Origin of the sequence: Natrinema hispanicum (assembly GCF_004217335.1) — an archaeon.
GTDB classification, from domain to species: Archaea; Halobacteriota; Halobacteria; order Halobacteriales; family Natrialbaceae; genus Natrinema; species Natrinema hispanicum.
Genome location: NZ_SHMP01000010.1, coordinates 1 through 26095, shown reverse-complemented (window position 1 = coordinate 26095; position 26095 = coordinate 1). Strand labels below are relative to the sequence as shown.

At 52.3% G+C, this 26095-nt stretch carries 23 protein-coding genes and 1 pseudogene; 15 read left to right on the top strand and 9 right to left on the bottom strand.

From position 1 onward, the window contains the following. The first annotated feature begins 520 nt into the window (after positions 1-520). The 4 genes from BDK88_RS20100 to BDK88_RS21995 all read left to right on the top strand — a co-directional run bounded on the left by BDK88_RS20100 (position 521) and on the right by BDK88_RS21995 (position 2840). On the top strand, positions 521-1399 hold the full coding sequence (locus tag BDK88_RS20100) for a ParA family protein (protein ID WP_130501911.1): 879 nt from the start codon (positions 521-523) through the stop codon (positions 1397-1399). Then, positions 1399-1842, top strand: coding sequence for a hypothetical protein (locus BDK88_RS20095; RefSeq protein ID WP_130501910.1), 444 nt, complete (start codon positions 1399-1401; stop codon positions 1840-1842). Before BDK88_RS20100 ends, BDK88_RS20095 begins: the two co-directional genes overlap by 1 nt. A 397-nt stretch (positions 1843-2239) precedes the next feature. Next, positions 2240-2494 carry a hypothetical protein gene (locus tag BDK88_RS20090; RefSeq protein WP_242611750.1) on the top strand — a complete coding sequence of 85 codons (255 nt, stop codon included), beginning with the start codon at positions 2240-2242 and terminating at the stop codon, positions 2492-2494. Then, positions 2460-2840 (top strand): hypothetical protein, encoded by a 381-nt coding sequence (locus tag BDK88_RS21995; protein WP_242611749.1) that lies wholly within the window; start codon positions 2460-2462, stop codon positions 2838-2840. Before BDK88_RS20090 ends, BDK88_RS21995 begins: the two co-directional genes overlap by 35 nt. Positions 2841-3295: 455 nt before the next feature. Here BDK88_RS21995 and BDK88_RS20080 read toward each other — a convergent pair whose 3' ends face one another. Next, entirely contained in the window at positions 3296-3895 is a 600-nt protein-coding gene (locus BDK88_RS20080) for a hypothetical protein (protein ID WP_130501909.1), read from the bottom strand. Positions 3896-4116: 221 nt separating this feature from the next. Beyond that, positions 4117-4527 (bottom strand): hypothetical protein, encoded by a 411-nt coding sequence (locus BDK88_RS20075; RefSeq protein WP_130501908.1) that lies wholly within the window; start codon positions 4525-4527, stop codon positions 4117-4119. A 1202-nt stretch (positions 4528-5729) separates the two neighbouring features. Here BDK88_RS20075 and BDK88_RS20070 point away from each other — a divergent pair. The 3 genes from BDK88_RS20070 to BDK88_RS20060 all read left to right on the top strand — a co-directional run bounded on the left by BDK88_RS20070 (position 5730) and on the right by BDK88_RS20060 (position 9925). Further along, complete coding sequence (locus BDK88_RS20070) at positions 5730-6920, top strand: PQQ-binding-like beta-propeller repeat protein (RefSeq protein ID WP_130501907.1); 1191 nt, start codon at positions 5730-5732, stop codon at positions 6918-6920. A 907-nt stretch (positions 6921-7827) separates the two neighbouring features. After that, positions 7828-8832 carry a Cdc6/Cdc18 family protein gene (locus tag BDK88_RS20065; protein WP_130501906.1) on the top strand — a complete coding sequence of 335 codons (1005 nt, stop codon included), beginning with the start codon at positions 7828-7830 and terminating at the stop codon, positions 8830-8832. A 271-nt stretch (positions 8833-9103) separates the two neighbouring features. Further along, positions 9104-9925: an IS5 family transposase gene (locus BDK88_RS20060; RefSeq protein WP_130501905.1), complete on the top strand. Its 822-nt coding sequence runs from the start codon at positions 9104-9106 to the stop codon at positions 9923-9925. A 92-nt stretch (positions 9926-10017) separates the two neighbouring features. Here BDK88_RS20060 and BDK88_RS20055 read toward each other — a convergent pair whose 3' ends face one another. Continuing rightward, positions 10018-10539 carry a helix-turn-helix domain-containing protein gene (locus BDK88_RS20055; RefSeq protein WP_130501904.1) on the bottom strand — a complete coding sequence of 174 codons (522 nt, stop codon included), beginning with the start codon at positions 10537-10539 and terminating at the stop codon, positions 10018-10020. 349 nt (positions 10540-10888) lie between these two features. On the opposite strand from BDK88_RS20055, the gene BDK88_RS20050 reads away from it, so the two are divergent. Then, positions 10889-12670 carry a transposase gene (locus tag BDK88_RS20050; protein ID WP_130501903.1) on the top strand — a complete coding sequence of 594 codons (1782 nt, stop codon included), beginning with the start codon at positions 10889-10891 and terminating at the stop codon, positions 12668-12670. A 391-nt stretch (positions 12671-13061) separates the two neighbouring features. On the opposite strand, the gene BDK88_RS20045 is transcribed toward BDK88_RS20050, so the two are convergent. After that, positions 13062-14816, bottom strand: a complete 1755-nt coding sequence (locus BDK88_RS20045; RefSeq protein WP_130501217.1) for a transposase — start codon at positions 14814-14816, stop codon at positions 13062-13064. A gap of 105 nt (positions 14817-14921) precedes the next feature. Here BDK88_RS20045 and BDK88_RS20040 point away from each other — a divergent pair, with 105 nt between their 5' ends. Next, the gene (locus BDK88_RS20040) at positions 14922-15269 is read left to right on the top strand and encodes a hypothetical protein (protein WP_015298774.1); all 348 of its coding nucleotides are present in this window, start codon (positions 14922-14924) and stop codon (positions 15267-15269) included. A 261-nt stretch (positions 15270-15530) separates the two neighbouring features. Then, positions 15531-16673 (top strand): tyrosine-type recombinase/integrase, encoded by a 1143-nt coding sequence (locus BDK88_RS20035; protein ID WP_130501902.1) that lies wholly within the window; start codon positions 15531-15533, stop codon positions 16671-16673. A 176-nt stretch (positions 16674-16849) separates the two neighbouring features. On the opposite strand, the gene BDK88_RS20030 is transcribed toward BDK88_RS20035, so the two are convergent. Continuing rightward, positions 16850-17263: a DUF7344 domain-containing protein gene (locus BDK88_RS20030; RefSeq protein WP_130501901.1), complete on the bottom strand. Its 414-nt coding sequence runs from the start codon at positions 17261-17263 to the stop codon at positions 16850-16852. Between the two features lie 152 nt (positions 17264-17415). Here BDK88_RS20030 and BDK88_RS20025 point away from each other — a divergent pair, with 152 nt between their 5' ends. After that, positions 17416-17631: a hypothetical protein gene (locus BDK88_RS20025; RefSeq protein ID WP_092935420.1), complete on the top strand. Its 216-nt coding sequence runs from the start codon at positions 17416-17418 to the stop codon at positions 17629-17631. A 29-nt stretch (positions 17632-17660) separates the two neighbouring features. Here BDK88_RS20025 and BDK88_RS20020 read toward each other — a convergent pair whose 3' ends face one another. Then, the gene (locus tag BDK88_RS20020; RefSeq protein ID WP_130501900.1) at positions 17661-18056 is read right to left on the bottom strand and encodes a hypothetical protein; all 396 of its coding nucleotides are present in this window, start codon (positions 18054-18056) and stop codon (positions 17661-17663) included. A 168-nt stretch (positions 18057-18224) separates the two neighbouring features. On the opposite strand from BDK88_RS20020, the gene BDK88_RS20015 reads away from it, so the two are divergent. Continuing rightward, positions 18225-19508: a S8 family peptidase gene (locus BDK88_RS20015; protein WP_092935424.1), complete on the top strand. Its 1284-nt coding sequence runs from the start codon at positions 18225-18227 to the stop codon at positions 19506-19508. A gap of 64 nt (positions 19509-19572) precedes the next feature. Further along, positions 19573-20970: a hypothetical protein gene (locus tag BDK88_RS20010; RefSeq protein WP_223174814.1), complete on the top strand. Its 1398-nt coding sequence runs from the start codon at positions 19573-19575 to the stop codon at positions 20968-20970. 5 nt (positions 20971-20975) lie between these two features. Here BDK88_RS20010 and BDK88_RS20005 read toward each other — a convergent pair whose 3' ends face one another. Both BDK88_RS20005 and BDK88_RS20000 read right to left on the bottom strand, forming a co-directional pair. After that, complete coding sequence (locus BDK88_RS20005) at positions 20976-21419, bottom strand: hypothetical protein (RefSeq protein ID WP_130501899.1); 444 nt, start codon at positions 21417-21419, stop codon at positions 20976-20978. An 815-nt stretch (positions 21420-22234) separates the two neighbouring features. Continuing rightward, complete coding sequence (locus BDK88_RS20000) at positions 22235-23407, bottom strand: ISH3 family transposase (protein ID WP_130501898.1); 1173 nt, start codon at positions 23405-23407, stop codon at positions 22235-22237. Positions 23408-23520: 113 nt separating this feature from the next. On the opposite strand from BDK88_RS20000, the gene BDK88_RS19995 reads away from it, so the two are divergent. Continuing rightward, positions 23521-24498, top strand: coding sequence for a transcription initiation factor IIB (locus BDK88_RS19995; RefSeq protein ID WP_130501897.1), 978 nt, complete (start codon positions 23521-23523; stop codon positions 24496-24498). A gap of 60 nt (positions 24499-24558) precedes the next feature. On the opposite strand, the gene BDK88_RS19990 is transcribed toward BDK88_RS19995, so the two are convergent. Beyond that, on the bottom strand, positions 24559-25113 hold the full coding sequence (locus BDK88_RS19990; RefSeq protein ID WP_130501896.1) for a hypothetical protein: 555 nt from the start codon (positions 25111-25113) through the stop codon (positions 24559-24561). A 511-nt stretch (positions 25114-25624) separates the two neighbouring features. Between BDK88_RS19990 and BDK88_RS19985 the strand changes: the two are divergent. Then, a pseudogene (locus BDK88_RS19985) lies at positions 25625-26095 on the top strand (methyl-accepting chemotaxis protein); the annotation flags it as partial.

Below are 26095 nucleotides of genomic sequence, written 5' to 3'. Positions count from 1 at the left end.
CGGTTCTGTACAATAGTACACCTCTTATAGATTTCGAACTAGGATATATTTCACTAGAAAAAGATACAGTCTTACTAGAAGGATGTTTTAACAGTTTCTCTGCGATCGCGAGGTGGATCGCTTTTCCTTCCGTCTTTTCTGGACGCCCCCGGGGGTGCCCCTTCCGTCTTCTCTCAATTGGTCTTCTGAATCTCTTTGAGGTCCATCTCTCCTGACGAGATCCATTCCTAAGATGAACTACCCCGCGCTCTATTCGCTCATGGCTGATCCCGTCCGCTCCTTGAGGACGGGAGCTTAGCGCTCTCTCTTTCAGCTAATTCGCCGACCGCCTATGCTAGTCCTTCTATCTCTACATTCAAGAATGTAGCTACATGGGCCACACTTTATCTTGTAGGTCATTTCTATATTGTACAGAATTCACTCACGGGTCTGAATTTTGATAACGTGGTGAGGTACACTCATGTCTCTACATGATCTCTTTCCATCACACTTTATACTGTGGCTACGTGAACTATCCTCTATGGCTAGCGATCCCGAGCTCACGAAAAACCCTCGAGCTGTTGCAGTTAACGTCCTCAAAGGTGGTTTTGGAAAATCAACTACCGCGATCAACCTTGCACGAGAACTTGCAGAGCGAAACGGCCGTGTTCTCCTTGTTGATCTCGACGATAACGGCCACACCACATTCAATCTTGGCTACCGTGACCAGTACGAGTCCAACAACCACGTTCAAGAAGTCCTACTTGACGGCGCTGATCCGTTAGATCATGTCGTTCCAGTTACCGATGACCTTGATCTTCTGCCGTCCCATGAAGCTCTCGAGGAGGTGGAGACGAATCTGAAATCGGCAATGGCCTCGAGTCAACGACTTAACCGTAACGTCGTTGATCCTCTACTTGGGGATACATACTCCTACATCGTTGTCGATACGCCGGCCAATCGAGGAAAGCTCAACGACAATGCCTTGTTTGCAACAAAGAATCTCATTGTCCCACTCCGTCCGGAGAGTGGATGGGAATCTGGAATCACGCAGACGAACAAACGCCTGATCCAAGAAGCGCGCCAGTACTTCGACCTCCAATTGCTTGCACTTGTTCCAACTGATCTTAGCGAACGCCTCGATCAGGACACTCGAGACCGAAACCTGCTGTACGCGATTAACAGCCGTGATGAGCTTGCATCGTGCGTCCCAAACTTCGCACATCTCTCTGCGGCTGATTGGGAAGCAATCGACGCTGGCAACTACAATGGTGATCTCCCAGGTATCCGTCACCGTGCTAGTATCGATAAAGCACATCGTGCTCGCAAACCGCTACGCGATTATGATCCAGAGTGTGACCAACTCAAGTGTTATGAGGAACTTGCCCAGATCGTCGAAAACGGCGGGGTGATGCGGTAATGCCCTTCGACGACCTTGCTGACGAGTCGGAGGAATCTGATCCTGGTGACGAGGCGCTGGATGAACTTGCTGGTACCCTTGCAGATGACTCCACAGCAGGGGAAGAACCGTCAGGAAATGACACTACGTCTGAGGATCGTGATACCGTCTCAGCATATAATCCTCAGACAGAGCCAGCATTCCCAACTGCGAAGACACAGACACAGCATTCGATCTACTGCCTTCCTGAAACGTGGGACACGATTGATGGTGCATCTGGCCTTCTCTTCGAAGCCGAGATTATGCTCCGTCGCGATGGCTATGAAGCTGTGCAGAAACGTGAACTTCACAATGCACTGCTCAAATCTGCAGCACAACAGTTGACTCCCGAGGACATTGCTGAGGTCTTTGTTGCGACTCGAGAAGACCGAGAATCTGGACCACTCCTCACTGACGAATCATAAAAATCGACTTCTCAGATGAAGCTTCGTGAGTTGTGCTAATGCACGGTGATGAGATCGGATGTTGCTGCTACACCTAACCAGACCGATCAAAGAACGCGGAGCTGAAGCGAGCGGCAGGCGAATGGACAGAACCATACCATCACTAATGAGGACCACCTGATAACTGTCTCGAGGCCGCAGGTTGGCTCAGCCCATGGCCGATGCGTACGCTCTGGGTACGCCTATACAGTCTTGAACGAGAATTTCGCTATAGACGGACGGTCAAAACGACTCGAGCGTCAACACCTGCAAAGACCGCTACGGGCGACACTCGCATGGCTATTACATCATGTCTGCCGAGTACAGGTTGGTCCACAACTAGACCGAACTCGCTCACTACGACCGCACGCTCGACACTATGACCGACATCCAGGTTCGGGCGTGGGGGCGGGCGGTCGCTCGAGACCTTGCGGACGTGCTCACGGCCGGCGACTACGACGTCGTCGTGTTCATCGGCAGCGAGACCTACGTCGGGGCGCTCGAGGGACACTTCGAGACGCTCCCGGCGGCCGTGCTCACGCCGTGGCAGACGTCCGACTATGTCACTGGCGTCGGGTGTGGCATGGCGTGGTGCAAAGATGACGCCCCACGACGGCCCGTATTTCATCGATAATAGCGTGTATACGGATTCGTTCGATCCGGACGCCTACTACGAAACGCTCGACCGGGCGCTCACTGAAATGCCGACCTCACCGGATTTCTTCGTGTTGCCAGATGTCTATGGCGACGCCGAGGCTACGATCGACGCCCACCGCGAGTGGCTCACAGATCGAAAACTGCCGATCGGCAGCGGAGAAGTGATGTGCTACTGGGTGGTGCAACCCGACCTTCCCCTTGGGAGCAGTTCGATGCGATTCGGGGCTGTCAAGGTGTGTTCGTCGGCGGCCCGAAGCGATGGAAGCGCACCTACGGCGATCGAATCGTTGAGTTCGCAGCGAACCACGACGACCCAACGCTGACGAACGGCCTGCGGACCCACTCGGGAATCCCGGCGGCTCTGACGGCCTCGTGTGGGCCTACAAAACTGGGTTCGACAGTTGCGATACGACCTCGATCTTTCAGAACGGCTACTGTCACTATCTCGAGAAGCTGGAAGCTGCGACCGAAGAAACCGGCAGCCCCGATCTGAGGCCCGGTGAATCGGGGAGTCTGCAGGCAACGATCGGCTCCTACGGAGGCTCCGCATGACCACCGGCCCGATCGACGGCGAGTACGACGAGACAGACGTCCAGGCTCGCGAGGTTCCCTGCCCGACTGTGGGGCCAGCGCCGACTCGAAGTGCCAGCGGCCGTCCGGGCATCGCGTTCGGAGCTCTCACGCTGACCGAAAAGCGGCTGCCGACGGCGACGAGTCGGGTGGGTGTGAGCCAGAGCAAGCGCCGCTTGAGGCGTTTTCCGGCAGCGAGACGACATAGCTAAATCTTTTCAACTTCGCCAACTGACCACTGAGGATGACAATTATAGTAGATTATTTTTCGGAGTAGGCTCTCTTCTGTGTATGATTCTACTTCATCAATAGCATCTTGGGTCCATTCCTCGTAGTTTTTGACTATTTCCTTCAATGGGTCGGGATCTATTGGTTCACCACCATCAGGGATTGTTTCTTTTGTTATAGATACCGTCTCCAGCATCGTTTTCCAAAAGCCAATTTTCTCATATTCCTCAAACTGAGCGTGTGCTGCATATGGCTTATACAAGTTGTCTGAGTACGCATCGATCGATGCATAGAGTGATGGGTCATTCGTCTGTAAGCTCTCAATGGCTGAACTTCGAACTTGGAGATTAGTAAATGCACCAAAGAGATCGCCATCTCGAGCCTCAAGCTCGGAATTTGTAGCCATAGCCTCTGTATAATTGTCGACCAATTCCGCGTGTAACGCACTTATGAGTGCTCTTTTCTGCCGAATGGACCGGCCAAGTAAGATGAAGAGCGATCCAAAGAACGAAGATGCCAGGATAATCAGTAGATTCCCTGCAATCACCGGGATCAGTTCTTGAATCTGACTTAACACCATGTGATCCTTTCAGTTGGTTGGAGCGTCATAACGATACCGGGAAATTCCCCACTGAGAACACTGTAACCCGGACCGTCCGTGGCGGTCGCTGCCGAACGCGAGTACGGATCGGATGTCGATGTCCTGGCGATCGACGTGGAAGCCGACGCGAAGGCCGCATACGAGCTGACGAACTCGAGTATCAGACCGGACTCGGGGCGTTCGGCGAGACGGCGTAGGCCCTACACAACGCGCTGGTATTCCTCGCAGAGATCGTAGAATCGTTCTGCTTCGCCGGCTGGTTCTGTCCCGAGGTCCAATTCAGGCGACCGTTCCCATTCAGCACACGCATCCGCAAATTCCTCGTACAGGCTCGTGATCGATTCGTCGAGGTCGCGGTTCTCGCCGATGATCGCCAACTCCCGAAAGACAAGTCCGCCCTGTTGGAGTTGTTGCTGGACCCGTTCGCCTGTCGGGCGATTCCCAGCTTGGTGTTGCTCATACGCTGCCTGAATCTGTCGCACAACCGGTTGGCCTGCCTGTTTCCAATCAGATTCCGAGAGATCGGGGCCGCGATCTTTGATCCATTGGGCGAACTCTTTTGAGGCAACATTCACAGCCGCGGTAGCGAGTGCCATTTCAATTCCTGACATTACACCGTTCCTGAAGGACGGGGCGTGAATAAATGGTCATGCACCGGGCGAAACCGACACTACTCGCGCGTACATTGTCCCGTTCGTTCTCGAGACGGCTGTTTTCGACGGATTCGTGACTCAAGCCGAACATTCAGATTTCGCTCGGTCGAGTTGCGAATGACACGAAACGTTCACGGCCTCTCTCCAAGTGAGGCAGGTGTGGAATAAGATCCGCAAGAACTGTCTGATGTTAGAGAACAGGAATCCAACTATTCATACTCGTCTTTTCTCAACACTCGCCCATGAGTCCGACAGAATACATCCCCTCTCGACGAGCTACTGATGTAGATCGAATCAACTCAGTCCTTTCAGCAGTGGGTGCGTATTGGAAATCCCGGTCAGAGCTGGCGTTCATAGAAATGGCCTGTGCACTTCGAAATTCTGTCTGCTGTTTCAGCAAGCCGATCACGATCGACGTCAGCGAATTCACTGATAACGACCTGTTGAGTGTCCTCTCTACCAAAGCTAGAACTAACTGTGACCTCACCTTGCTCAACGATCCACCGCACAAACAACGCACTTCCACCCATGTCGATCAGCCCATCTCCAGTGTAGGAACGTACTGGAGGAACCATCCACAACTACCTTCGGAGACGTTGTTTGCCGCCTGTACAATGCCCATTGTCCCTCAGACTTCCTTGAAACTCTCAATTTAGACCGTATGGCGTTTGATGATGAGGCCCTCCTTCAGGCGATTCACATCGAAGGGGTCGATGTATTGGGGTTATCTCCAAACGCATGATTTCCTGTGATTGATTCCAGTAGAGTTGACCCGAACTTCTGATCTTGAACGATCGGTGTAACTGCATTCGGAAACCTGTAACACCACTTGATTTCCAAAACTTCGTTTCCTGTGGTATTGGTAGACCGCGTTCTGAACCGGCTCCCCACCTGACGCGGATATGGTTTATCAGAAACTGAAGGGAACTCCAGATTAGAACTGTATGTCACCAGAAGTCAATCGTGAAATATAAAAGAGGATTCCGACAGGAATGGCGGTCTACGACTGAGATACAAACTCGGCCACCCAAATGATTGTAGTTAAGTATACTGGAAAGCCAAATAGTAAATTCTTTAATTTTCTGTATAAAGTAATATGAAATGGGATAAAATGTGGTCGCATCCAAAATATTTTTAGGTGCTTCAGATAATATAATCCTATGGTCCTCCGACGACGTGAAATGCTCTCTTCTGGGATTGTAACGCTCTGTGGCTGTACTACACTCCGCCAAACGGGAAGAAATAGGCCTATTCAGGGGCCGACCAGCTGGGTGATGTACGGGCGCGGACCGACACACCAAGCGAGCTACGAAGACGGCACCATCCCATTTGAGGCACCTTCCACTGACCAATCATTCAGTCTATCCGGCTCAGTGGCAACTTCCCCCGTAGCCTCAGAAAATTATCTCGCCGTCGGCGATGAACAAGATATCCTCGTTGTTCCGTTTGATAGCCGAGAACTGCCTAGGAGGATTGAACCACCGGGGACCGTTGCCGGAACGCCGTGTCTAGATGGACAAACTGTCATTGTAACTAGTGATGGTAGACGTGGGAAGGTAGATACCGCCCGCGTGTCTGCGATAACAATAGACAAAGAGGTCACATGGCAAACAAATCTCTCGGCCAACATTGTGACATCGCCGACTGTCCAAGACGGGGCAGTCTTCGTGAGATCGAGTGATAAATATATTGCACTTGATATAGATTCAGGGAAGACGCGTTGGCAGAATTCGAATGCAAGGCAACTATCAGGGGTTTCTTCCCTGGAGTTCGAGAACTTTGGACCGGCAGTCGGGGATGACGTGGTTATCTTCCCAGACAAAGACGGAATTACTGCAATGGACCCTACGAACGGGACCATTCGTTGGCAACACCAACTCCAAAAGGTACGAGCGTGTCCGGTGATTGCTGGCAAAACCGTTTATGTGGCTGATGTCAAATCGGGTATCTACGCATTCGACATCGAAACTGGCGACCGAAAATGGAAGTGGGCAGGAACAGGATGTTGGTCGCCGCCGATAGTATCGAACGGTAATGTATTCACGACAGAAGTGAATGACATCGTTGCTCTCGACCAAGCGACTGGTGAGCTTGGATGGCGGACGCAAAAAAGCGGTTTACACGGTAGCGTGCAATCGGGACTAAGTGTCGTTGGTGACACAATCCTTGCTAGCTCGTCGTCGCTCGGATTGGTAAGCGTCAACGCGAACTCGGATGGTGCAAGCGGCAGCCCCGGAACCAAGCGCTGGACACTCGGAAGTAGAGGATACAATACCCCCATTGTCGTCGATGACTTTATCGCATACGTCAACTACGGTGTAGACAACCCGACGGTTCGTATTGTGAAATAAAACGAGACCATGACGGTGGTGCAGAAGTCTTCCAAGGAAGTGGCAGGACGAATTTGATGTGTCCAGCAGCAAAGCCGTCCTACCGGATATGATACGGTCGCACAGGTTTTCAAAGCTCTAGAGACTGAGACAACAAGACAACAGCACTTTTCGATCAGCTTGAATCTTCGTTTCTGATGGACTATCCCGTGTTTGACCTCGATTCGAGGGGTCGAACACGGGTTCATGAGCTACCTGAACTTCTGAAAGGGGTCCTTCACTGTTTCTACCACGAGATTTACGGACTTCGTCCCATGGCACGAGAGCTTCGTAACGAAGATGTCTGGCGACAGTGTGGCTTCGAGCGCCCGCCGTCTCGACGGACGCTCTCGCGTTCATCGATGACTTTGAACACGACACAATAGTTCTTTAAATTCCGGTTCATCTCGTTAATTTGGCGACTTGGATCTTGACCCTTGGAATGCTTTGTCTCAGCGAATCCAACAATCTCTCCGTGAGAATACTTCTATGACACCCTCACCTTATAGCAGTTATCGTGCTGGCACTTATCGGAACCTTTGGATTATCTCTCTTCGGACTACCAGTTTCATGGCTTGGAGCCGCATTTCTCATCTTGCTTATCGGGTTGTCGGTAGTTGCGTGACCTCTATTTAGGAAGGCTCAACCACGACACGACCAGAATCAGAAATGATAATTGACGGAGGTATAAATTGTTGTTACATTGATTGCTTCACCTTTACTTACCGCGAGTTCCACGACCTTCTCTGGATAAAGAAATCGTATTGCCAACTACAAACTGGCCTGGTTTCAGCATCTATGTCGTAGCCCCCCTGACCCTAGTTCCTATTTCGGAAGATTCGGAAACCACCCACTTCGATTTATTACCATAGACCTGTGTCGACGCGGTATGATTACAGACGCTCGGGTGCTTCAACCGGAGTTCATCCCGCAAGAGGTGAAACACCGGGACGCAGAGGTCAACCACCTCTCAAGCGTCCTGCGACCGATCCTAGACGGGCAATCAGCTGATCCAGTCTTCCTCCATGGTCCTTCCGGAGTCGGGAAAACCTGCATTGCGCAATTCACAGTTGAACGACTCCGAGAGAACGTCGTCGATATCAACCACCAGTACGTGAACTGCTGGGAGAATCACAACCGATTCAAAACGCTGTACAGCCTTCTCGACGGCATCAACCAAACCATCGACATCCATCGTCAATCTACCCCGAAAGATCTACTACTCGACCGTCTCCGCGACTACGACGGCCCACCATACGTTGTCATCCTTGATGAGGTGGACCAGTTAGAGGACAAGAGCCTCCTGTACGAATTATACCGCATCCCTCGCATCACGATGATCCTCATTGCTAACAACGAAAAAGGGTTCTTTGCCGACGTGGACGACCGCTTGAACAGTCGTCTTACTGCCTGTACCCGCATCCACTTCCGACCGTACACTCACGACGAGTTGGTCGCAATCCTGCACGATCGCGTCCAATGGGGACTCGAAGGTGAGATGATCGACCAGCAGGAACTTAACGTGATTGCGAACAACGCAGCTGGCGATGCTCGTGTTGCAATCGGCATTCTCCGAATGGCGGCTCGCGCCGCTCAAGAAAAACAATTGGACAGTATCCCCGACCGCGTGATTCGGAAGGTCACTCCGGAAGCGAAATCGGAAATCAAGCAGAAAACAGTCGATCGCCTCACAACCCACCAGCAAATTCTCTATGAGATCATTGCTGAGTACGGAGAGATCGCGCCAAGTGATCTCTACGAGGAGTATTGTGATCAAGTGAGTGAGCCAAAGACACGTCGAATGACGCGGAACTACTTAGCGAAGTTAGAACACTACAACCTCGTCGAGGGGAAAGGTAACACAAAGGCTCGAATCTACCGTTCGGTCGATTGACCCTCTACAATGCCTATTGATGACCAGTACGAACTATCCGGTTTCGGAAGCTACACGCGGCTCTCTATTTAGCGTGGGGCTGATGATTTGTACGTGACTGAAGACAACTCAAGCCAGAGGGAGGACACCGTCACATCAGCCAGTGAGACAACAGATACTGCCGAGGCCGATAGTGTCCGGACGCTAGTTGACCAGATTTTGCTCTGTAGGATCGCTAGACGGCACAGCTACAATCTCGTTATCTCCGTAGAAAGCGAAGAGACGGAGTGTTGTGATATCGGAATTCCGCCTCTTCGCTCGTAATTCGGTCGCCAAAGCTAAACAAGTTGTCGAGAACCCGGACGAACCCGCCGACCCCGAAGGGGGTGGCGGGTTCGCCGAATGGGCAATGCTTGCTCTCCAAGCAATCCGTATCGAGCTCGGGAAGTCCTACCGCCAGACGATTGATCTCTTGAGCGAAATGCCCGGTATCCGTGAGGAAATCGGCCTTACGCGGCTTCCTCACTACACCGTGCTTCGTGACTGGTTCGAGGCGATCCCGATGGAGACCTATCGTGCGTTTCTCGGCGAATCAGCCGAGAAACGCACTGGCCACGCTGCGATCGATTCCACTGGCTTTGACCGTGACCAGCCCTCGCGGTACTACGCGAATCGTGCACACTACCGTGTTCGCTCGCTCAAGGTCACTGCTCTCGTGGACGTGAAAACGCTGTACGTCTTCGACGTCCACTGTACGACCACGAAGAAACACGATGCGAAGATCGGCCCGCAGGTCGCTCGGCGCAACGCCGAGGACCTGCGGTCACTGGCTGCTGACCGCGCATATGACGGGAAACCGTTCCGTGATCAACTCCACGAAGACGGTGTGCGTCCACTGATCAAACACCGGATCTACTCATCTCTCGACCTCGCTCACAACGCTCGGATGAGCAGACTCTGGTACAATCGCCGATGGATGGTAGAAACCGTCTTCTCGTCGATCAAGCGCACGCTCGGCTCCGCCGTGCGTGCGCGAAGTTGGCACCTTGAGTTCCGAGAGATGGTACTCAAGTGCGCCGTCTACAATCTTCGTCGAACAGTTAGATATCTGTAGGATCAACCGCAGTGTGTCGGTTTTCGACCGGCGGTGGAGTTAGTGAAAACGCCGAAATTGAGCCCCGTCTAGCGATCCTACGGAGCAGAATACTACTTTTTCTCCTCGGTATCCACACCCCATGTCTCGGTCTTTCCATAATCACCTTCATCCTCTACAGTGTCGCTTGTTTCACCATCAGTACTAGAAGGTGGGTCATCACGCCACTCGATTTTTGACGGGTGCGGTCGTTCGACTGAATCTGGTCCCCGGAATTCAACTATTGGTTGATTAGCCCAGTCAATCACCTTTGATCGACGGTCATTGTATGTCCGCCGTGCTTCTTTGAATTCTTCGTATGCATCAAAGATGCCGAGATCTTTACATTTCACGTAGATCCGTAACCCACGAGCGCTGAGGACGTATCGGTTTGCATTCCCGTGATCTGCTGGGTGAAAGTCCTCTTCGATGATTTCTAGGGACCGAGCGTCTTCGATTCGATCGGAAAGCGTTTGCCCCGAGATGTCGAGTTCCTCGTTGATTTCGTTAACGATTCGCCCGTCTTCACGTGCCAGTGCCCACAGCAACGGGATCGCTCCCTTTTTGGAAAGAAATTTGGCAACGTCATCACTCATGCAACAAGTCATTCAATGGAAACAGAGTCCGTATACTCTGGGTTTAAATCTACACTGGATTGAGTCTACTTTAGATCTAAATCAAGAGTTCCAGGTTGTCCCTCGCGTAAACCCGTAGCTCAGAGGCTGTATTTCAATCTACTCTGGAAGTAAATCTACAGTAGACTCATTCTTGCTTAGGATTAGTAGACATGTCACCTCACGAATTACAGTTACCCCCATTCGGCCATAATCGCCTCTCAGCGGTTTCGGAAATCACACGCTCAAAAGTTAGTCTACTCTGAACTAACCTTGTTGATATGACGGAACTCTCGACGAACTCCCTCGCTTTCCCGCACCTGAACTAGGCATGAGCCCCTCTGAACCCTCAACCCATCTCGGCAAGCAAGCCTCCGAGATCCTCAATGAGGGCACTGACTGGGTCACACTCGGAAATCAACTCGATGTCACGCGGCTCAAACACCTTGATGGATATCCAGAGTGGCACCCTTCCTCTCCCTTCCGCCCGATGTTTCTCGCCTACCTGTGGGCGAAAGTCGAGGATGAATCCCTATCAGGCATCCCAGAACGACTTGAGGAGCAGCCGGAGCTGGCCGAGGCGTTTGGATTCGATCCTGACAATCTCCCCTCAGAAAGTACCTGTAAGCCGTGCCGGTTAGACGATCGGTTTGACGATTTACAGAGGACGGTCAAGAACACGGAGAAACACATCCGAAAAGTCGCTGCTAAGCGCGGCTCCCCGATCGGTCATCGCATCAGAGGAGCAGTTTCACACACTGAGCAGAATCCAAGCCCGTCGAAACGAACGACAGACAGGTTGCTCCGGAAGACAGGGCGTAAAGTCCTGAAGGAAATCGATTCAGTTGTTATTCCCTCTATTCAACTTCCTCGCCCTGAGAACACCATTTATGATGATGATGAGTTGTTGGTCCAAGAAGCGATTGGTGCGATTAACCACGAAGCAGCGAACCAGGCCGGAGAATCGTTAGGCGACAAAAAGAACCCCGACCCAGATATCAAGGAGCCGTTCTCCCACGAAGGCCCTGAAGATGGAGATCCGTTCTACGCGGATGGACCGACCGGTGAAACGCTTTTGGAATCGGTGAAGGAGATGTCCGTGGAGGAGATTGCGACCCAACTGAACTTCGCATTGCGAAAGACGTACACCCGTGCGAAGCCCCGTCTCAGAGACCTGGAGAACGACAATGGGTCTCGGTTCGGGACGCGAGCGAAGATCGCGTTGGACATTACGTACGTCGCTTACTACGGTGAGCGTGAGGAGATGGTGTGGTTGCAGGGCGCACCAGATGACAAAGAGTACAGGTGGTGTCATAAGTTCGCCACGGCTGTGATCGTAGGGCAGAATACCCACTACGTGGTCGGTGTCTGCCCGCTTGGTAGTACTGAATACGCCAACACCGATGCGTACCCTGGCGAAGAGCAGTCCTATTACGTGGGTGATGTTGCCCGGCGGCTTCTCTCAATTGCTGATGAGTACGTGAACGTTCGGATGGTGTACGCTGACCGTGAGTTCCACAGTACAGACGTCATCCATACGCTCGAAGAGAGGGGTCTGAACTACGTTATACCGGCAGTGAAAAACGACCGCATCAGGCGGATTTGTGACCGTTTCGACCAACTCAAACGAGGATACAACGAGCCCCATGATACGCCGCTGTACGTAGATTGCGGACTCTCAATGTATGGCCCGGTGAAACACGATGTGTCGAACACGGCGGTTGAGTACAACTTGGTGGTGTTGCCCCCAGATGAAGACGATGAGGTGCATGAGGAGGGCAGTCCGCAACCGTTCCTGACGAATCTCGATGTGAGCGATGAAATCGCGTTGGACCGTCGGTGGGCGACTGAACAGATGGAGAAGTATCAGGATCGTGCAGCAATTGAAAACTCGTACTCGTCGATCAAGGAGGCAGCTTCGTGGACGACATCGAAAGAGTTCGAGGTGCGATGGTTCCACTTCGCGTTCGGCTGTGTCGTCTACAACATGTGGCTGCTCGTCGATTTCCTGACGCAGGAGCGAATCAAGGTGATTGAGACACGGGAGAAGCCGCGGATTAAGCTCTCCCGGTTTACCAACTGGGTAGAGAAGGAGTTGGGCGAACTCCTGTGAAATCCGTTCCGGGTTCGCATCTCTTGAGTCCTAACAGTAGGTAGCGACCGTTGTTTCGCGGAGTTTCTCCAGTCGCCCGACAGTGTTTCCGTTTTCTGAGAGGATCCTTAGAGTAGAACCTGCGGTGAACCGTTTGTAAAGTGGTCAGAACTGGCGTTCCTGTGAACGCTTTCACCGGCATTCGCAACTCACCACGTTTCTGGGATGTAGAGCGTCTACAAACGAGCTTCGGAGGAACCAAATAAAATCCGAGTAGATATCTCTCGAATCCTATGTCGCAATCCTTGGTTCGCTAAGCAAGATGTGCTGAGCAGCGTTCAACACACGATTTAGGAGATAGAACGCGAGTCCTGCGGCTTGCCGCAGGCGAGCGACACCGAGTGCTTTCCGCTTAGCCACCTTGTCGGAGAGATTGACTGACCGCCCGGACGAATGTCCTGGCGGTCACGACCGGCGGCGACCTGATCTCGCGGTCTGTTCCGAGCTTCACCAAGTAATCGGTAAGCCTCCAGAGATTGTACAACAATGCTGCGAACGTGAAGCTGAACAACCGAACACGGTAGTCCTTCGAGGACGTCCTGGGAAGAAACGCTTTCACCGACTTGTACTGATTTTCGATATCCCAGCGTCGGCTGTAGCTGTTGGTGACGTGCATGATCTCCTTGGGAGCAACGTGATCACGGTTGGTCACGAACACGGCATAGCTTCCGTCAGCTTCCTCATCAGTCGCTGGTACGTACAGGAACTCTGCGGTGTGGTGGAGTTCGCCATTAATGGCGAACGGAACATCGTTCTTGACAGCGGCGTCAACTCCTTCTTTGCTCTTGATTTTCCCGATTGCCTCATAATCGTCTTCATACTTCGGCACTGGCGTCAGGTACACAAGCCCGCGGTCGTGAATCGTTGCGTACACCTCGTTACTGTAGAATCCCCGGTCTAGGAGCACTTCGTCGAGATCGACGTACTGCTGGGCTGTGTCCAGCAGTACGTCAACCACATCCGCCTTCGAATCGGCTGGCGCATCTTCTGGTTCCCACGCAGAGCGTTCCTTGACTGGCTCGATACCCAGGATGATTGGGACATCGTTCCCGACGATCGTGATCGTCGCGAACGTATACCCGTGCTTGATTTCACCGTCTTCTTTGTACCCGCTGACCATCGGCGGATACTCTGCTTTCGGGATTTTCTCGTCCTTGTCGATCCACGGCCAGACGTGGTAGGGAACGTGTGTGAAGTCGACGGCCGCCACGACGTGGCGGTCGTCGAAGGGATCCTCGTGACGAATCGTCTTGAGGATATTTTCGGTCGCCGCGTTGAACGAGGCCATCACAGCCTCTCGATACAGCTCAGTGAACGCGACGATATCCTCAATCTGCAACTCCTGAACGGAGCGCGTTACTTCCTCGTCGGATGGCGTCGCAAACTGCTTGATTACTCGGAGAAACGTCGAGTCGTCACAGATCTCGTTCTCTTCAAGGAACCACCCAGCTTCTCCCTCTGAATGAGCGCTCCCCTGCGTGAGGCACGCGTTGGAGAACAGATCAAGGATCTGTTCGTCCTCATAGACCCTGTTGTCGGCTCTATCGGAGTCGAACTCGGCGAAGCCGTGTCGGCGAGCGAGTTCGACGACCTTACTCCCGTGCTCGCGCACGTGTGCGCGAGACACTGTCGAATCGGATTTATCGTCGTTCGCTTCCTTTTCATCCAGGTTAATTGGAATGAGTGCCTCCGAAATAACGTCGTGATCACGGGCTTCACGAGCTATTCCCTTCGCAGCGGCCTCAAGCGTGGTCTTTGTCTGCTCGCTGAATTGGTTCCAAGCGTATGAGAGATTCTGCTGAGTCGGCACCCTGTTCAAACCTAGCTGTTTCAGCAGTGCTGGACGGTTCTCAAGCCGATCTGCGACCTCGCTTTGGGCGAGGTCGTAGATCGTCTGGTAGATGTAGACTCGTGCCATTGACTCGGTTCCGAACGAGACTTTGTGCTGTTGTCGAGTGTCTGTTAGTCCATCCACGGGAATCGAGACGTCTCCAAGTACACGCCAAAGATGATCAGCTGTTTCACAGACTTTCTTGGCGTGGATGACGATCGCCCCCGCCAAAGCGGGGGCATCGTCATCAACTGCAGGAGTGATGTTAGATGCCATTAACAGTCAGTCCAGATACTGAAACCGAAGGAGAGACTCCCCATTAGGGCACCTCATTTGGACCTACGCCGAACGGTTATTTACGCGCCAAGAGCTACTTGGAGTATGGCTCAAGATGGATCCCTTGTTGAATCGCTTCCAGACCGCCCACTCAAGGATACTGAGCGTGACTCACTCGAACGACACGAGAGCATCCAGTCAATAATGCCTCAGACGACGAAATTTGATCCGGAACACGGGATGGTTATGGACACCGCGATGTTCATTGGCTACGACTGGGTGACAGCCGTGACCTACGAAGCAGGTCACGGCTGGAGGATTATCTACGAGAGCGGTATGGAAGATAACATCCTCTCAGATGGGTTTCTGCGAAGCGAAGAACTCTACGAAGAGCATCCGATTCAGCAAGGAATGGACGCTATGAGCGCTGTTGCCTCGGAAGACGAAGAATAGTTTCTTTTTCAAACAGCTTCTCTGAGGACGATCGTAACGGGTGTCAGCTGTATGGTGGTTTGTAGAATTTGAGATCCCGAAGTTGTGACTCACATCGCTCGAAGAAGCTATAGCGCTATGTGATTTATAGAAGTGGGTTTGACCATCTCGAGTACCTGAGAGTCCCGCGAACGCCAGTATCAGGGCGTATCTAATTTACTTGGTTAAATCCCAGTTTAACCAAGGGACTTTACGAGGGTCGACACTGTACCACACATACGAATGTCTGGATCAATGGACAGACGGGGTTCCTCCGGGGACACGACCGTCCACGACGCGATCGACGACTACCTGCGCTACAAGATCAACGCTGACGGCTCGGTCACGACTATGCGCTCGCCACTCGAGTCGTTCGCCGACCACTGTAAGGACGACCGCGGCGTCGAGTGCGTCGGTGAGTTGACCGACCAGGATATCCGCGCCTACAGCGAACACCTCTACGACCGCGTCAAGATCGACGAGGACCTCGCGGCGTCGACGGCGGGCAGCTACTTCGCCTACGTGCGCGCGTTTCTCTCGTGGTGCGTTCGTGAACAACACCTCGAGCAGAACCCGGCGAATACGAACACGGCGATGGACCCACTCCCCGAAGACGACGGCAAACGGAAAACACAGTACTGGTCCGACGAGGACCGAACGCAGCTCGTCAACTACGCCACCAAGCGCGCCGACATGGCCCTCGAGGGAACGATCCGCACCGATCCGAAGGCGGCGCTGCGCGACCGGGCGATCGTGGTCATGCTCGACGGCACCGGCGCTCGTGGGGCCGAACTGTTCGCTGATCCGAAAGACGAGAAACGTAACGGCCTCCGCTGGTCGGACATCGATTTCGAGGAGCGGATGATCGAAGTGTACGGCAAGTCCCGCGAGTACGAGGAAGCGCCGTTCCCCGCGAGTGTCCACAGCGTTCTCGAGCGGTGGTACGACTATCTCGAGCCACCGACCGACGAGTGGCCTGTCTTCCCGACTGGCCACTACGGGTCGAAAGAAGACGTGTTGACCGATGCACTCGGCGCAAAACGAGTGAACGCAGCACTCGAGAGCAGGGGTGATGCGGGAAAGACCGCGGTTCTCGACCGGCTACACCGTGAGCATGAGGTCCCGCCGCCGTCGATCTCGAAAGAGGGCGTCCGCCGCCTGTTGAAACGGCTCACAGACGAGGCGAATATCGACCCCGACGGCGACTATGACTATCTCACACTCCACGGCGCACGACGGGCGTTAGGCCGCGACCTGTACGCCGAAGGACTCTCCGAAAAGGCCCAAGAGGCGTTACGTCACAATTCGATCGAAACCACGCACGAAGCGTACAGCGATATCAGTATGAAAGACGTGTCCGATACGATCGACGACGTGCGTGGCTAGCGCCGAAAGGATTCACCAATCAGGAGAACACGATCTCGAGTATGAGTCGCGTTCCGATCGATGATACACTCTCGTCAGAACTGATTGCTGAAATCGAAGCCTCGCTTGACGACGACAAGACGATCAATGAGTGGGTCGAAGACGCTGTTGCATCCTGACTCGAGGAAACCGAGTAGCTATTCTCGCAGGATTTGAACCACTCGCTTGAGACGGGTCAGAAGTGACTCTTTCCCATCGTTCTGACGCACTTTCAACGCCGTCTGGTAGTGTCGGTAGGCTCTCTCGAAGCGCTCGCCTTTCATGATCGTGTTGCCCTCACGTCGAATCACGTTGGTGTCCTCGAGCACGTCGAGGTGGGTCTGCTGGAGCGCGACATAGACATTGTGCCGGTCCGTCGAGCGGTCTAAGCCGTCGATCAGTGCCCCGTGTTCTAATTCCGTTACTCGAGTCACCAACTCGCCTTTGTCAATCTGACCGTGATCGGCGAGCACATCGAGGACGTACCGGCGGCGGGCGTTTTTCAGCGCCGTGAAAATCTCGCCGTCTGTCTCGTCGAACGCTTGCGCGGGGCTCGGAGTGGTTGTCAACATAACATGATCATGCATGGGATATTCAAAAAGGCTAGCGGATCAGTGGGTGTCCCTTCACATATCAGTAGTCCACACTGGCGGTCTACTCCCGATCCTACTCAAAACCGCCTGTCCGCGATAGATTAAACACCCACGTAACGGAATACTACTACGTGGCTGACCTCCAACTCGATTTCGACGACGATCTAATCGCTGTCGACGACCACGACCGTCAACAGCGGCTCATGGCTGCCCGCGACGGCGACGGGTGGACTATCTTCGAAGGGTCGATCAACGGCTCGCAGTCACTCTCGAAACGGGGCAGCGTCGAGACAGCGAATCAGGTTCTCGTTGCTGCATTACAGTGGGTCGCTGAGAACGACGAGTAGCTATTTCTCTTGCACGCGCTTGAGCATGGTCACTCCGCAGTCCGATACCGATCGATTCGGGCTTTGCTCTCCGCATAGGACCGACTCAAGTCGTAGATTGGATCATCGGGCAGCGGGGCTTCACTGTCGGGCACCGTTGCGACCGGCAGGTCAGTCGCCGTGAGCACGTCGCTGAACCAGCGATTTCCACTCGCCGAGTCGTCACCCATTATCTCGCGCAGGCGCGTGAACGCGTCGCCGACCTCCGCATACGCCTCGTTGAACTCGGTTAGCCACGCTTCCAGGTCCCCAAGATCGTCGTCGACACCGGCCTCTCGCAGCGCCCCGGCAACGCGGTCGGCCACATCGTCCTCCCACGCGTTGCCCTGTCGGTCGTTCTTTCGCGACAGTTCGAGGTCAGTGTATCGCTCGAGGGCCTCACGCACGATAGGGGAGAACTCAGCCTAATACACCGTTGGCTGTCTGCCCGACTTTTTCGAGTATCTTATAGAGATGTCTTCCAATTACCCATATAGTATTTATTTACTATAATATGAGAAGATTTTTAACCAGTGTATTGAATAGATTCTATTAGATTCATACGGCTATTACCAATGGTTCGAACTACTCGCCGCAATGTGTTGAAGTATAGTGGTAGTGGACTATTCGCTAGTCTTGTAGGAGCGACAACCGTCTCTGGAGCAGCTAAGCAACCTGTTTTCATACACGGAGCTAATAATTCCCAGTCTCATGCAGCAGCCGCTGCACACGATCACGGTGGAGCGGTCGTTTACAACTACGAGAACTTTGACTTCGTAGCTGCGCGAGTTCCAAATAAAGCCATTGAAGATGTCCGTGTTGATGAACGTGTTAGCCATATTCAACAGGATTCAGTCGTGTCTCTCGCAACACCCACTGAAATTGAGCAGGTGAAGAAGAACAATGGAAGAGGAAATAGCGGAAATGGTGGTGGAAGTGGAGGATGTTCGTCTCAGCCTGATCAGCGTATGCCGTGGGGATACGACCGCATTGATGCCGACCTCGTCACGGAAGCAACGGGTACGGGTGTTAATGTTGGTATCCTCGACACGGGCATCCAGTCGGATCACTGTGACCTGACCGTTACTGGCGGGACAAATTTCATGAAAGGTAGTCCAAACGATTACTCTGATGATAACGGGCACGGGACTCACGTTGCTGGAATCATTGCTGCCACAAACAACACGCTTGGAACGGTTGGCATTGCACCAGACTCGACACTGTGGTCTGTCCGCGTTCTTGACCAGACAGGTAGCGGTCGCTGGAGTGACATCGCCGCTGGTCTTGACTGGTGTATGTCCAACGGGATTGAAATCATCTCGATGAGTATTGGTGGGTCATACAACGATTCAGTGGCCACTGCTATCTCTGAAGCAGACGATGCTGGGCATCTCATTATTTGTTCGGCGGGGAACGGAGGTAACAACGAAGATGGGAGTTGCGAAGAAGAAAATATGACATTCCCTGCGACGCACTCGAGTACGATTGCCGTTGCGGGAATGGACGAAGACAATCAGTCCGATACGTTCCTTGGGGAATATAGCAGTCTTGGCACTGCAGTTGATCTTCTAGCCCCAGGAACGAACGTTCTCTCAACCTACCTTGGAAACGACTATCGACAGATGACAGGAACATCGATGGCTGCACCACATGTGACCGGTGTTGCTAGCCTCGTTTGGGAGACGATGGGTGCGTCGCTAACTAATGAAGACGGTGATTCGACCACTGCAGAGCCAAACGATGAAATTCAAGATATCCTCCTCACTAGTGCAGAGACTGTCCTCGGTACTTGTGAAGAAGGTGCTGGTCTTGTCAATGCTGCAGCGGCTATTGACGAAGCCGTGACACGCTCGAATTAAAAGTAGAATTGGTTGAATTTCTTTAAGGAAAGCCTTTATTATACACTGTGATGAATGTGTATGTATGGCTGGAAATGATGGCCAGAAAAGGAGAAGAGTGTTACAGAATATCGGGATTGGATCAGCGGCCACCCTGTCTTCTATCCCAGTGACGGGGGCTGCCAGAAATGATAAAAAACAAGATCTTGTAGGGCTGTCTTATGATACCCTAACTCATGGGACTGGTGCAGAAGCAACCGGACAGATTCCTTCTCAAGATTACTCTAATGGAGTGATTGAGGTTGCTGGGTTCAGTATCCCATTTGGGAAATTAAACAAGCACTCCGTAAAATCAGATAGAATAGCATCTCGTTATGTCGGTGTTCTAGATGATGAAGAATTTGTTTCTAAGGATAACCGTTTAGATCAAAACATCCCATTAAAAGTTCATATAGACCAAAATGAGGATTGCATCTCTGGTATGCTAAGCCGTCCGTCGGGAGGATTTGGGAGGCTAGGCTTCTATCTCATATCTCCCGACAAATTAAATGATAAAAAGGGTTTATTCAGACCAAATACTGCCCCTGAATGGGAAGACCATCCCCTAAACTTTGAAGTGCCAAGTGAGGGTCTTCCAACGGACTCTTCCCCAGGTCGTCTATTAAAATACAAAAAAGGTCAGCGTAAATCTGAGGCAAGAAAGAATGAGATGGAGGGTAATGTTAGTACTACATCTACTTCTGCTGATAGTGGTGTCCTTACCGAATTTTCACATCAGAGTACACTTGACGGAGACTGTGTAGATACAGATTATCAGGTGAATTTTGGTGTTCAGTCCGATATTAAAAAATATCATGAATACGATGAGATTGAAGAAGGCGACTCTAATACATGGAGATTTTACGTATACTTTGGTAATAGACCTAATGACATATTTGAATGTGACTCTATAAATTACATTCGGCCAAGCAACTACTCCTTACATGTTGAACCGTTCTATGACGATCAAAAAGATTATATTCATTTCTCTCATCCTCAACCAGATGACGAGGATGGACAAACCGAGAACGAGGAACTTGGACTAGCCTTAGATCTTATTGGTAGTGGGAATCTTGCTGGAGTTGGAGCATCTATTGCTAAATATATTATGAGTGGATCTGGAAGTTCAACCACAGTGAATTATTACGATTCAGGAACGATATATGACTTTGATGTTGATCTCGATGGGTCATATGATGACTTACCAAGAGAATTATCCGACGAATGTCAAACCACTCAATTTTCATTGAGAGTTAATAATGAATGGCCTGCCGATGATATGCTGTGTTCAATTGAATTCCAACCAGAATACACTTTCTACTATGCAGATAGTACTTCCTGTACTAGTTGCTATTCTGCCACTCCTGTTGGTATGTACAAGACCGTTACACCAGACTGGAGCAAAGCACCAGAAGCCTGGTATGATTCAGTAGACAAGGTATAGAATCGTCATTCAATATTTGTAATATTTCTGTTAGCAGCACAACCACCTCTAGGATCAATATACTCGTCATACACTCTAAAACCAATATTATCACCTACCGCGCCGTCCCCACAATTTATTGATGTTTCCATTGTTTCTTTACGATTGTCATCAACAATTATTGTAGCTTTTAATTCTGAACCTTCGGATAAATTGTCCATTTTCACCCGATATCTTGAGGAAGGACCAGATGATACCTGGCTTTGTGAAGGTAGTCCAAAGTCTTGCTCAATAATTTTCTTATCATTATGAATAACCAACAACTGTATTTCAATAGGTTCATCAGTGTGGTTTATAACCATTGTTTGTAAAATTCGAGATTCATTCCGAAACGAGGAACATCCAGCTATGGCGCTTAAAAAAGCCGGTGTGGAAATGAGTACCTCTCTTCGGCTCAAATTGTGAGTCATACTTAGTAAAATCATTTCCTTATCTAAATAACTTATTCTTTGGGACTGTCAAATCGATACTAAAAAGGTCACCGCGGGCTTTGCCCACTCCAGTTGAGAATTCCGTTATACAGATTCGACGTCTGCGTTGAATCACTAGACGACATCGGTGTAGGTCAGTAAATCGAGGGAGTCGAAGCTGGCGAATGTGGTTGTTCATGAGACAGATTTTGGTCCCGTCCCAAACTCATCTAGAGTAGTAACCGACTTCTGGGGAAACAGGGTCACCTCTGGTACCTACCACCAAATGACCCCATGCACGCCACAATTGACGCGTAGCTCACAGTTAGTCTTGACCAAGACAAAACGCTACCGCTTGCCACTCTTGCTGAATCTCTCACTGAGATTTAGCAGTCTACGCCTCTCCTCTCCTATCAACAGACAGGTCCTGATACTAATGAAGAGTCCTTCATTCGAAGACAGGAGTGCGTCGCTTCAGAGTCGCCTACCGAAATCTCACGGGTTCTCATTTGGATTCACTTCTTGACCTCGGGCGAGTTGATTGATGGCTACAGAGACGATTTCCAGATGACGTTGAGACGGATGGTTAGTTGAATGAGTCTGAGCATGGGACAAAACCATTATCGGTACTTCCCGAACGTCGCTTCGTGAACTGTGCTGAGTCATGGACGAACAGAGCGAATGCCGGTGTGGTAACTGAGTGAACAGGAAATAGAATCCACGGATGAGGAGAAGTGAAGTAAGAAGGCAGAGATACGCTGTTCTAGGCGAATGCTGTTGCTCACCAGGAGCTTGCCCAAGGCCGCGGGCTGGCGTCAGCCCGCGGCCGGCGCGTATGCTTCTGGCACACCTGTTCCGTTCATCTCGATCTCCCAACTCCGCTCTAGCTCTTCCTCTAATGCATGTCTGATCCAGTCAGAGAAGGTCTTGAACGTGAATTCCTCGGGCAGGTCGCGCCCGCCCCGCTGGGGGCGGGCGACGACCGCCCATCGAAGCACAAGCCAGAGGTTCTCCAACAGGAATCCAACCAGGACGAACGCGAAGCGGATGATTGGGTCTTGTGTCGTCGTTACCACTCGTGCTTGGCGAAATACACGGTAGCTCGTTTCGATCGCTGACCGTTTCCGATAGAGGCGTTCGACTTGTTTCGGCGTGCGATCGGCCAGATCGCACGCCACATAGCCTCGAACGACTTCGCCGCTTTTCCCGCGATCTCCGGCGTGATATGATACAGCGACCGCGAGCGGGAATTCCAGTTCCCGCTCGCGGCCTTTGTACATCCGATAGGTTGTCATGTACGAGCAGTGCGTATCCAGCTTCTTCCTCATGCGCTTGCCCTTCTTTTGGACGGGAACGACAGTCGCAGCAATCTCCCGTGAGCGGCGCAGAATACGTTCGTTGTAGAAGCCACGATCAGCCAACAGAAGCTCTATCTCGAAGGGATAGTCTTCGACGCGGTCGAGGACGCGCTCGACCGCGTCGGCCTCTTTCTCATCACTACGGACGTACGTCATCGCCAGCGTCACTGGCTTTCCGTTCGAGACGAGATACGCCGTGCAGTACCGGTGGCACGTCGTTGTTCCGTCTTTCGCGTGCATGCGGCAGAGTTCACCTTCTTCATCGGCGTACGTTCCGTGGTAGGGGTTATCGACGAAGTCAATGGAGACGATCCTCGACCGATCAGGGTCGAGGATCGTCATCGCTAACTCCCTGAGAAGGCGGTTAGCAACCCGCTCAAGCCACTCTCGGTTGAGCGTATGGAGCCAGTCCATGACAGTATCATCACAGGCAGCGTTGTCGTTGTCCTTGCACATCTCCCAGATGGACGTCTGATTGACTGCTGCAAGAATGACAACAGCCCAGGTATCGCCGGGATCGAGGGGCGAGCCCTCGATCCCTGGCAAGGGGAGCTGGCAGATGACGTCTTCCGCTAAATCTTTCACGTCCGAATCCGAAAGAACACCGTCTGGCTGAGGAATACTGAACACATTCACTCAACCAGACATCTTCCTCATGAGACCAACGCTTTAGCTCCAGCTCTCACACCAGTCGGGAAGTACCGATTATTGGTGTTCCATACGGGTAGTCAGAATGTTCATTCATGGTGCGGCCAACGCAGCAGCGCGAACGTGACCAGATGTCGGTAACGGAAGCCGACGAACATGAAAATGAAAATCAGAGTGAAGAGCAGACGTGTCCTGAATGCGATTCAGGCGCTCTCGTTGCTAGCAACGATAGTAACGAAATCATTTGTGAGGATTGCGGCCTCGTTATCGAAGAGCAAAATATCGACCACGGTCCAGAATGGCGCGCGTTCAATCATGCCGAACGGCAGAACAAAAGCCGGGTTGGTGCACCCACAACCCAGACGATGCACGACAAAGGGTTGACCACCCAGATCGACTGGAAAAACAAGGACGCACACGGAAGATCGATCTCTTCAAAGAAGCGTAATCAGTTGAATCGACTGCGCAAGTGGCAAGAACGGATTCGAACCAAGGATGCAGGTGAACGAAACCTCCAGTTTGCGCTTTCGGAAATCGATCGCATGGCGTCGGCACTCGGTGTCCCCCGTTCTGTCCGGGAGGTCGCCTCCGTGATCTATCGACAAGCGCTCAGCAATGACTTGATTCGTGGACGGTCTATCGAGGGCGTCGCCACGAGCTGTCTCTACGCTGGCTGTCGCCAAGAGGGGATTCCGCGGAGTCTTGAAGAGGTGACTGAAGTCTCTCGCGTTGGGAAGAAAGAAATCGGGCGCACATATCGCTATATCGCCAAGGAACTCTCCCTCGAGATGAAACCAGCCGACCCCAAAGAGTACGTCCCACGGTTTTGTTCTGACCTCGAGGTGAGTGAAGAAGTGAAGATGAAGGCGATCGAAATTATCGATGAGTCTGCTGAACAGGGCTTGCTTTCAGGGAAGTCGCCAACGGGATTTGCGGCAGCAGCCATTTATGCGGCATCACTCCTCTGTAACGAGAAAAAGACCCAAAAGGAAGTTGCTGAGGTTGCGCAGGTGACTGAGGTTACCATTCGGAATCGGTATCAAGAACAGATCGAAGCGATGGGTCTCAACTGACACTGAGGCTAAGGAAGAAATACACCACTGCTACGAAACGACTGACTCCTGCCAGACCGGCTACTCGTTGGCCGCGAGCTCGCCGAGAACACGGTCACCGAACGCAAGCACGAGTAATGCGCCGACCAGATCGAAGACAATGTCCAAGAACGTGTCTTTCCGGCCGTACGTGACGAGTATCGGCTCGAGATCCAGGCGTTTCGCCGTTGCGTGAATAGCATACTCGATGGCTTCCCAGACAAGCCCGAAACTAATGACGGCGGCAACGACTCGTGGGCCAGGATCGCGCCCCTTCCTGCGACTGACCACATAGACGATTCCGGCCAGAATCGACGAGGAATGTGCGTGTGTAAGGTGATCCCACCACCAGACGTCGTCATAGGGACCGAGCATGCCGACAGCATGAGTAACCATCGCGGTGTTCACGTAGGCTCGCTGCCACGGCTGGAGTTTAACACCATACGCACGCGTGACGACCGTGGGAAGGTATGTGCCGAGCGCTGCGACGACGGCATTGACAACCGCGCCTGGATCCCGACGACGGAGTCCGACGAGGAACACCGTGAGTAACGTATATCTTGTCTCACGGCCCACTCCCTGTTCAGCTGTCGACATTTTCTGTATATAATAGACTGACTACGCGGACCACATAGCAATATCGTCCTGAATACGGACCCAGACATCTCGGACAGTCCCAGCTGGTACTCGTCCATCGTTCTCAGTGACAGTCATAGACTCTCGATGCATGCTGACGACGCTCTAGAACTGATTTCATCACGGTTGATACGTGGGCCTGCTTGCGATTACTGCAGTCCGATACTGAGGAAAAGCCGCCAGTGAGGACTCCTAGTTTTAAGTGACATCCATGACTATCAGTGAGGCAAGAAGATAGGAGAATATACCCACCGCTCATCGATGTGGGTCGCAGGAGAAGGGGGCGTCAATTCGCCCCCAGAGTTGGCTACTCAATCCTGCGACCCGGATCGACATAAAAGTTTGCCTCTCGAGGAGCCATGGCTCTGTCCAGCACGGTGTCTCGTCTCCTTTGAGAGTCGTCTCTCTCCCCAGTAGCATCGCGACTCGACCAACAACCAGCAGCACACGACCACGACCACAACGACCCTCCATGACAATTGGAAAAGATCCGGACGCAGTTGACGCAGAAACGCCCACTAATCACGACGTTGCCGCCGCTCTTGGCTTCGACAGCGTCGATACGCACACCAGCACTGATCCAACGGCCGACGACGGTGATGATGAACTCCCGAGTCGCGTAGAGATGTGGGCCATCATCCAAGAACTGGTGCAGACGATCGACTGCCTCGAGGAGCGTGTCGACGAACTCCAGCAAGAACAGAATCGCGCTGATCGCAACCGAAAGGAGATCGCCAGTCAACTCCACGAGATCACCGAGTCGGTTGCCGAAACCGACGAGACGGCTGACCAAGCAAAGGAAATCGCGAAGACTGCAAACGCGAACGCTGAGCAGGCCAAATCAATCGCCGAGACCGGTGAGACTGCGTTCGACCGCGAGGATCCAGAGGAACTGCCCGGCGGCATCGAACCCTCGAGCAGTCCATTGGATTTCCTTGCGAAC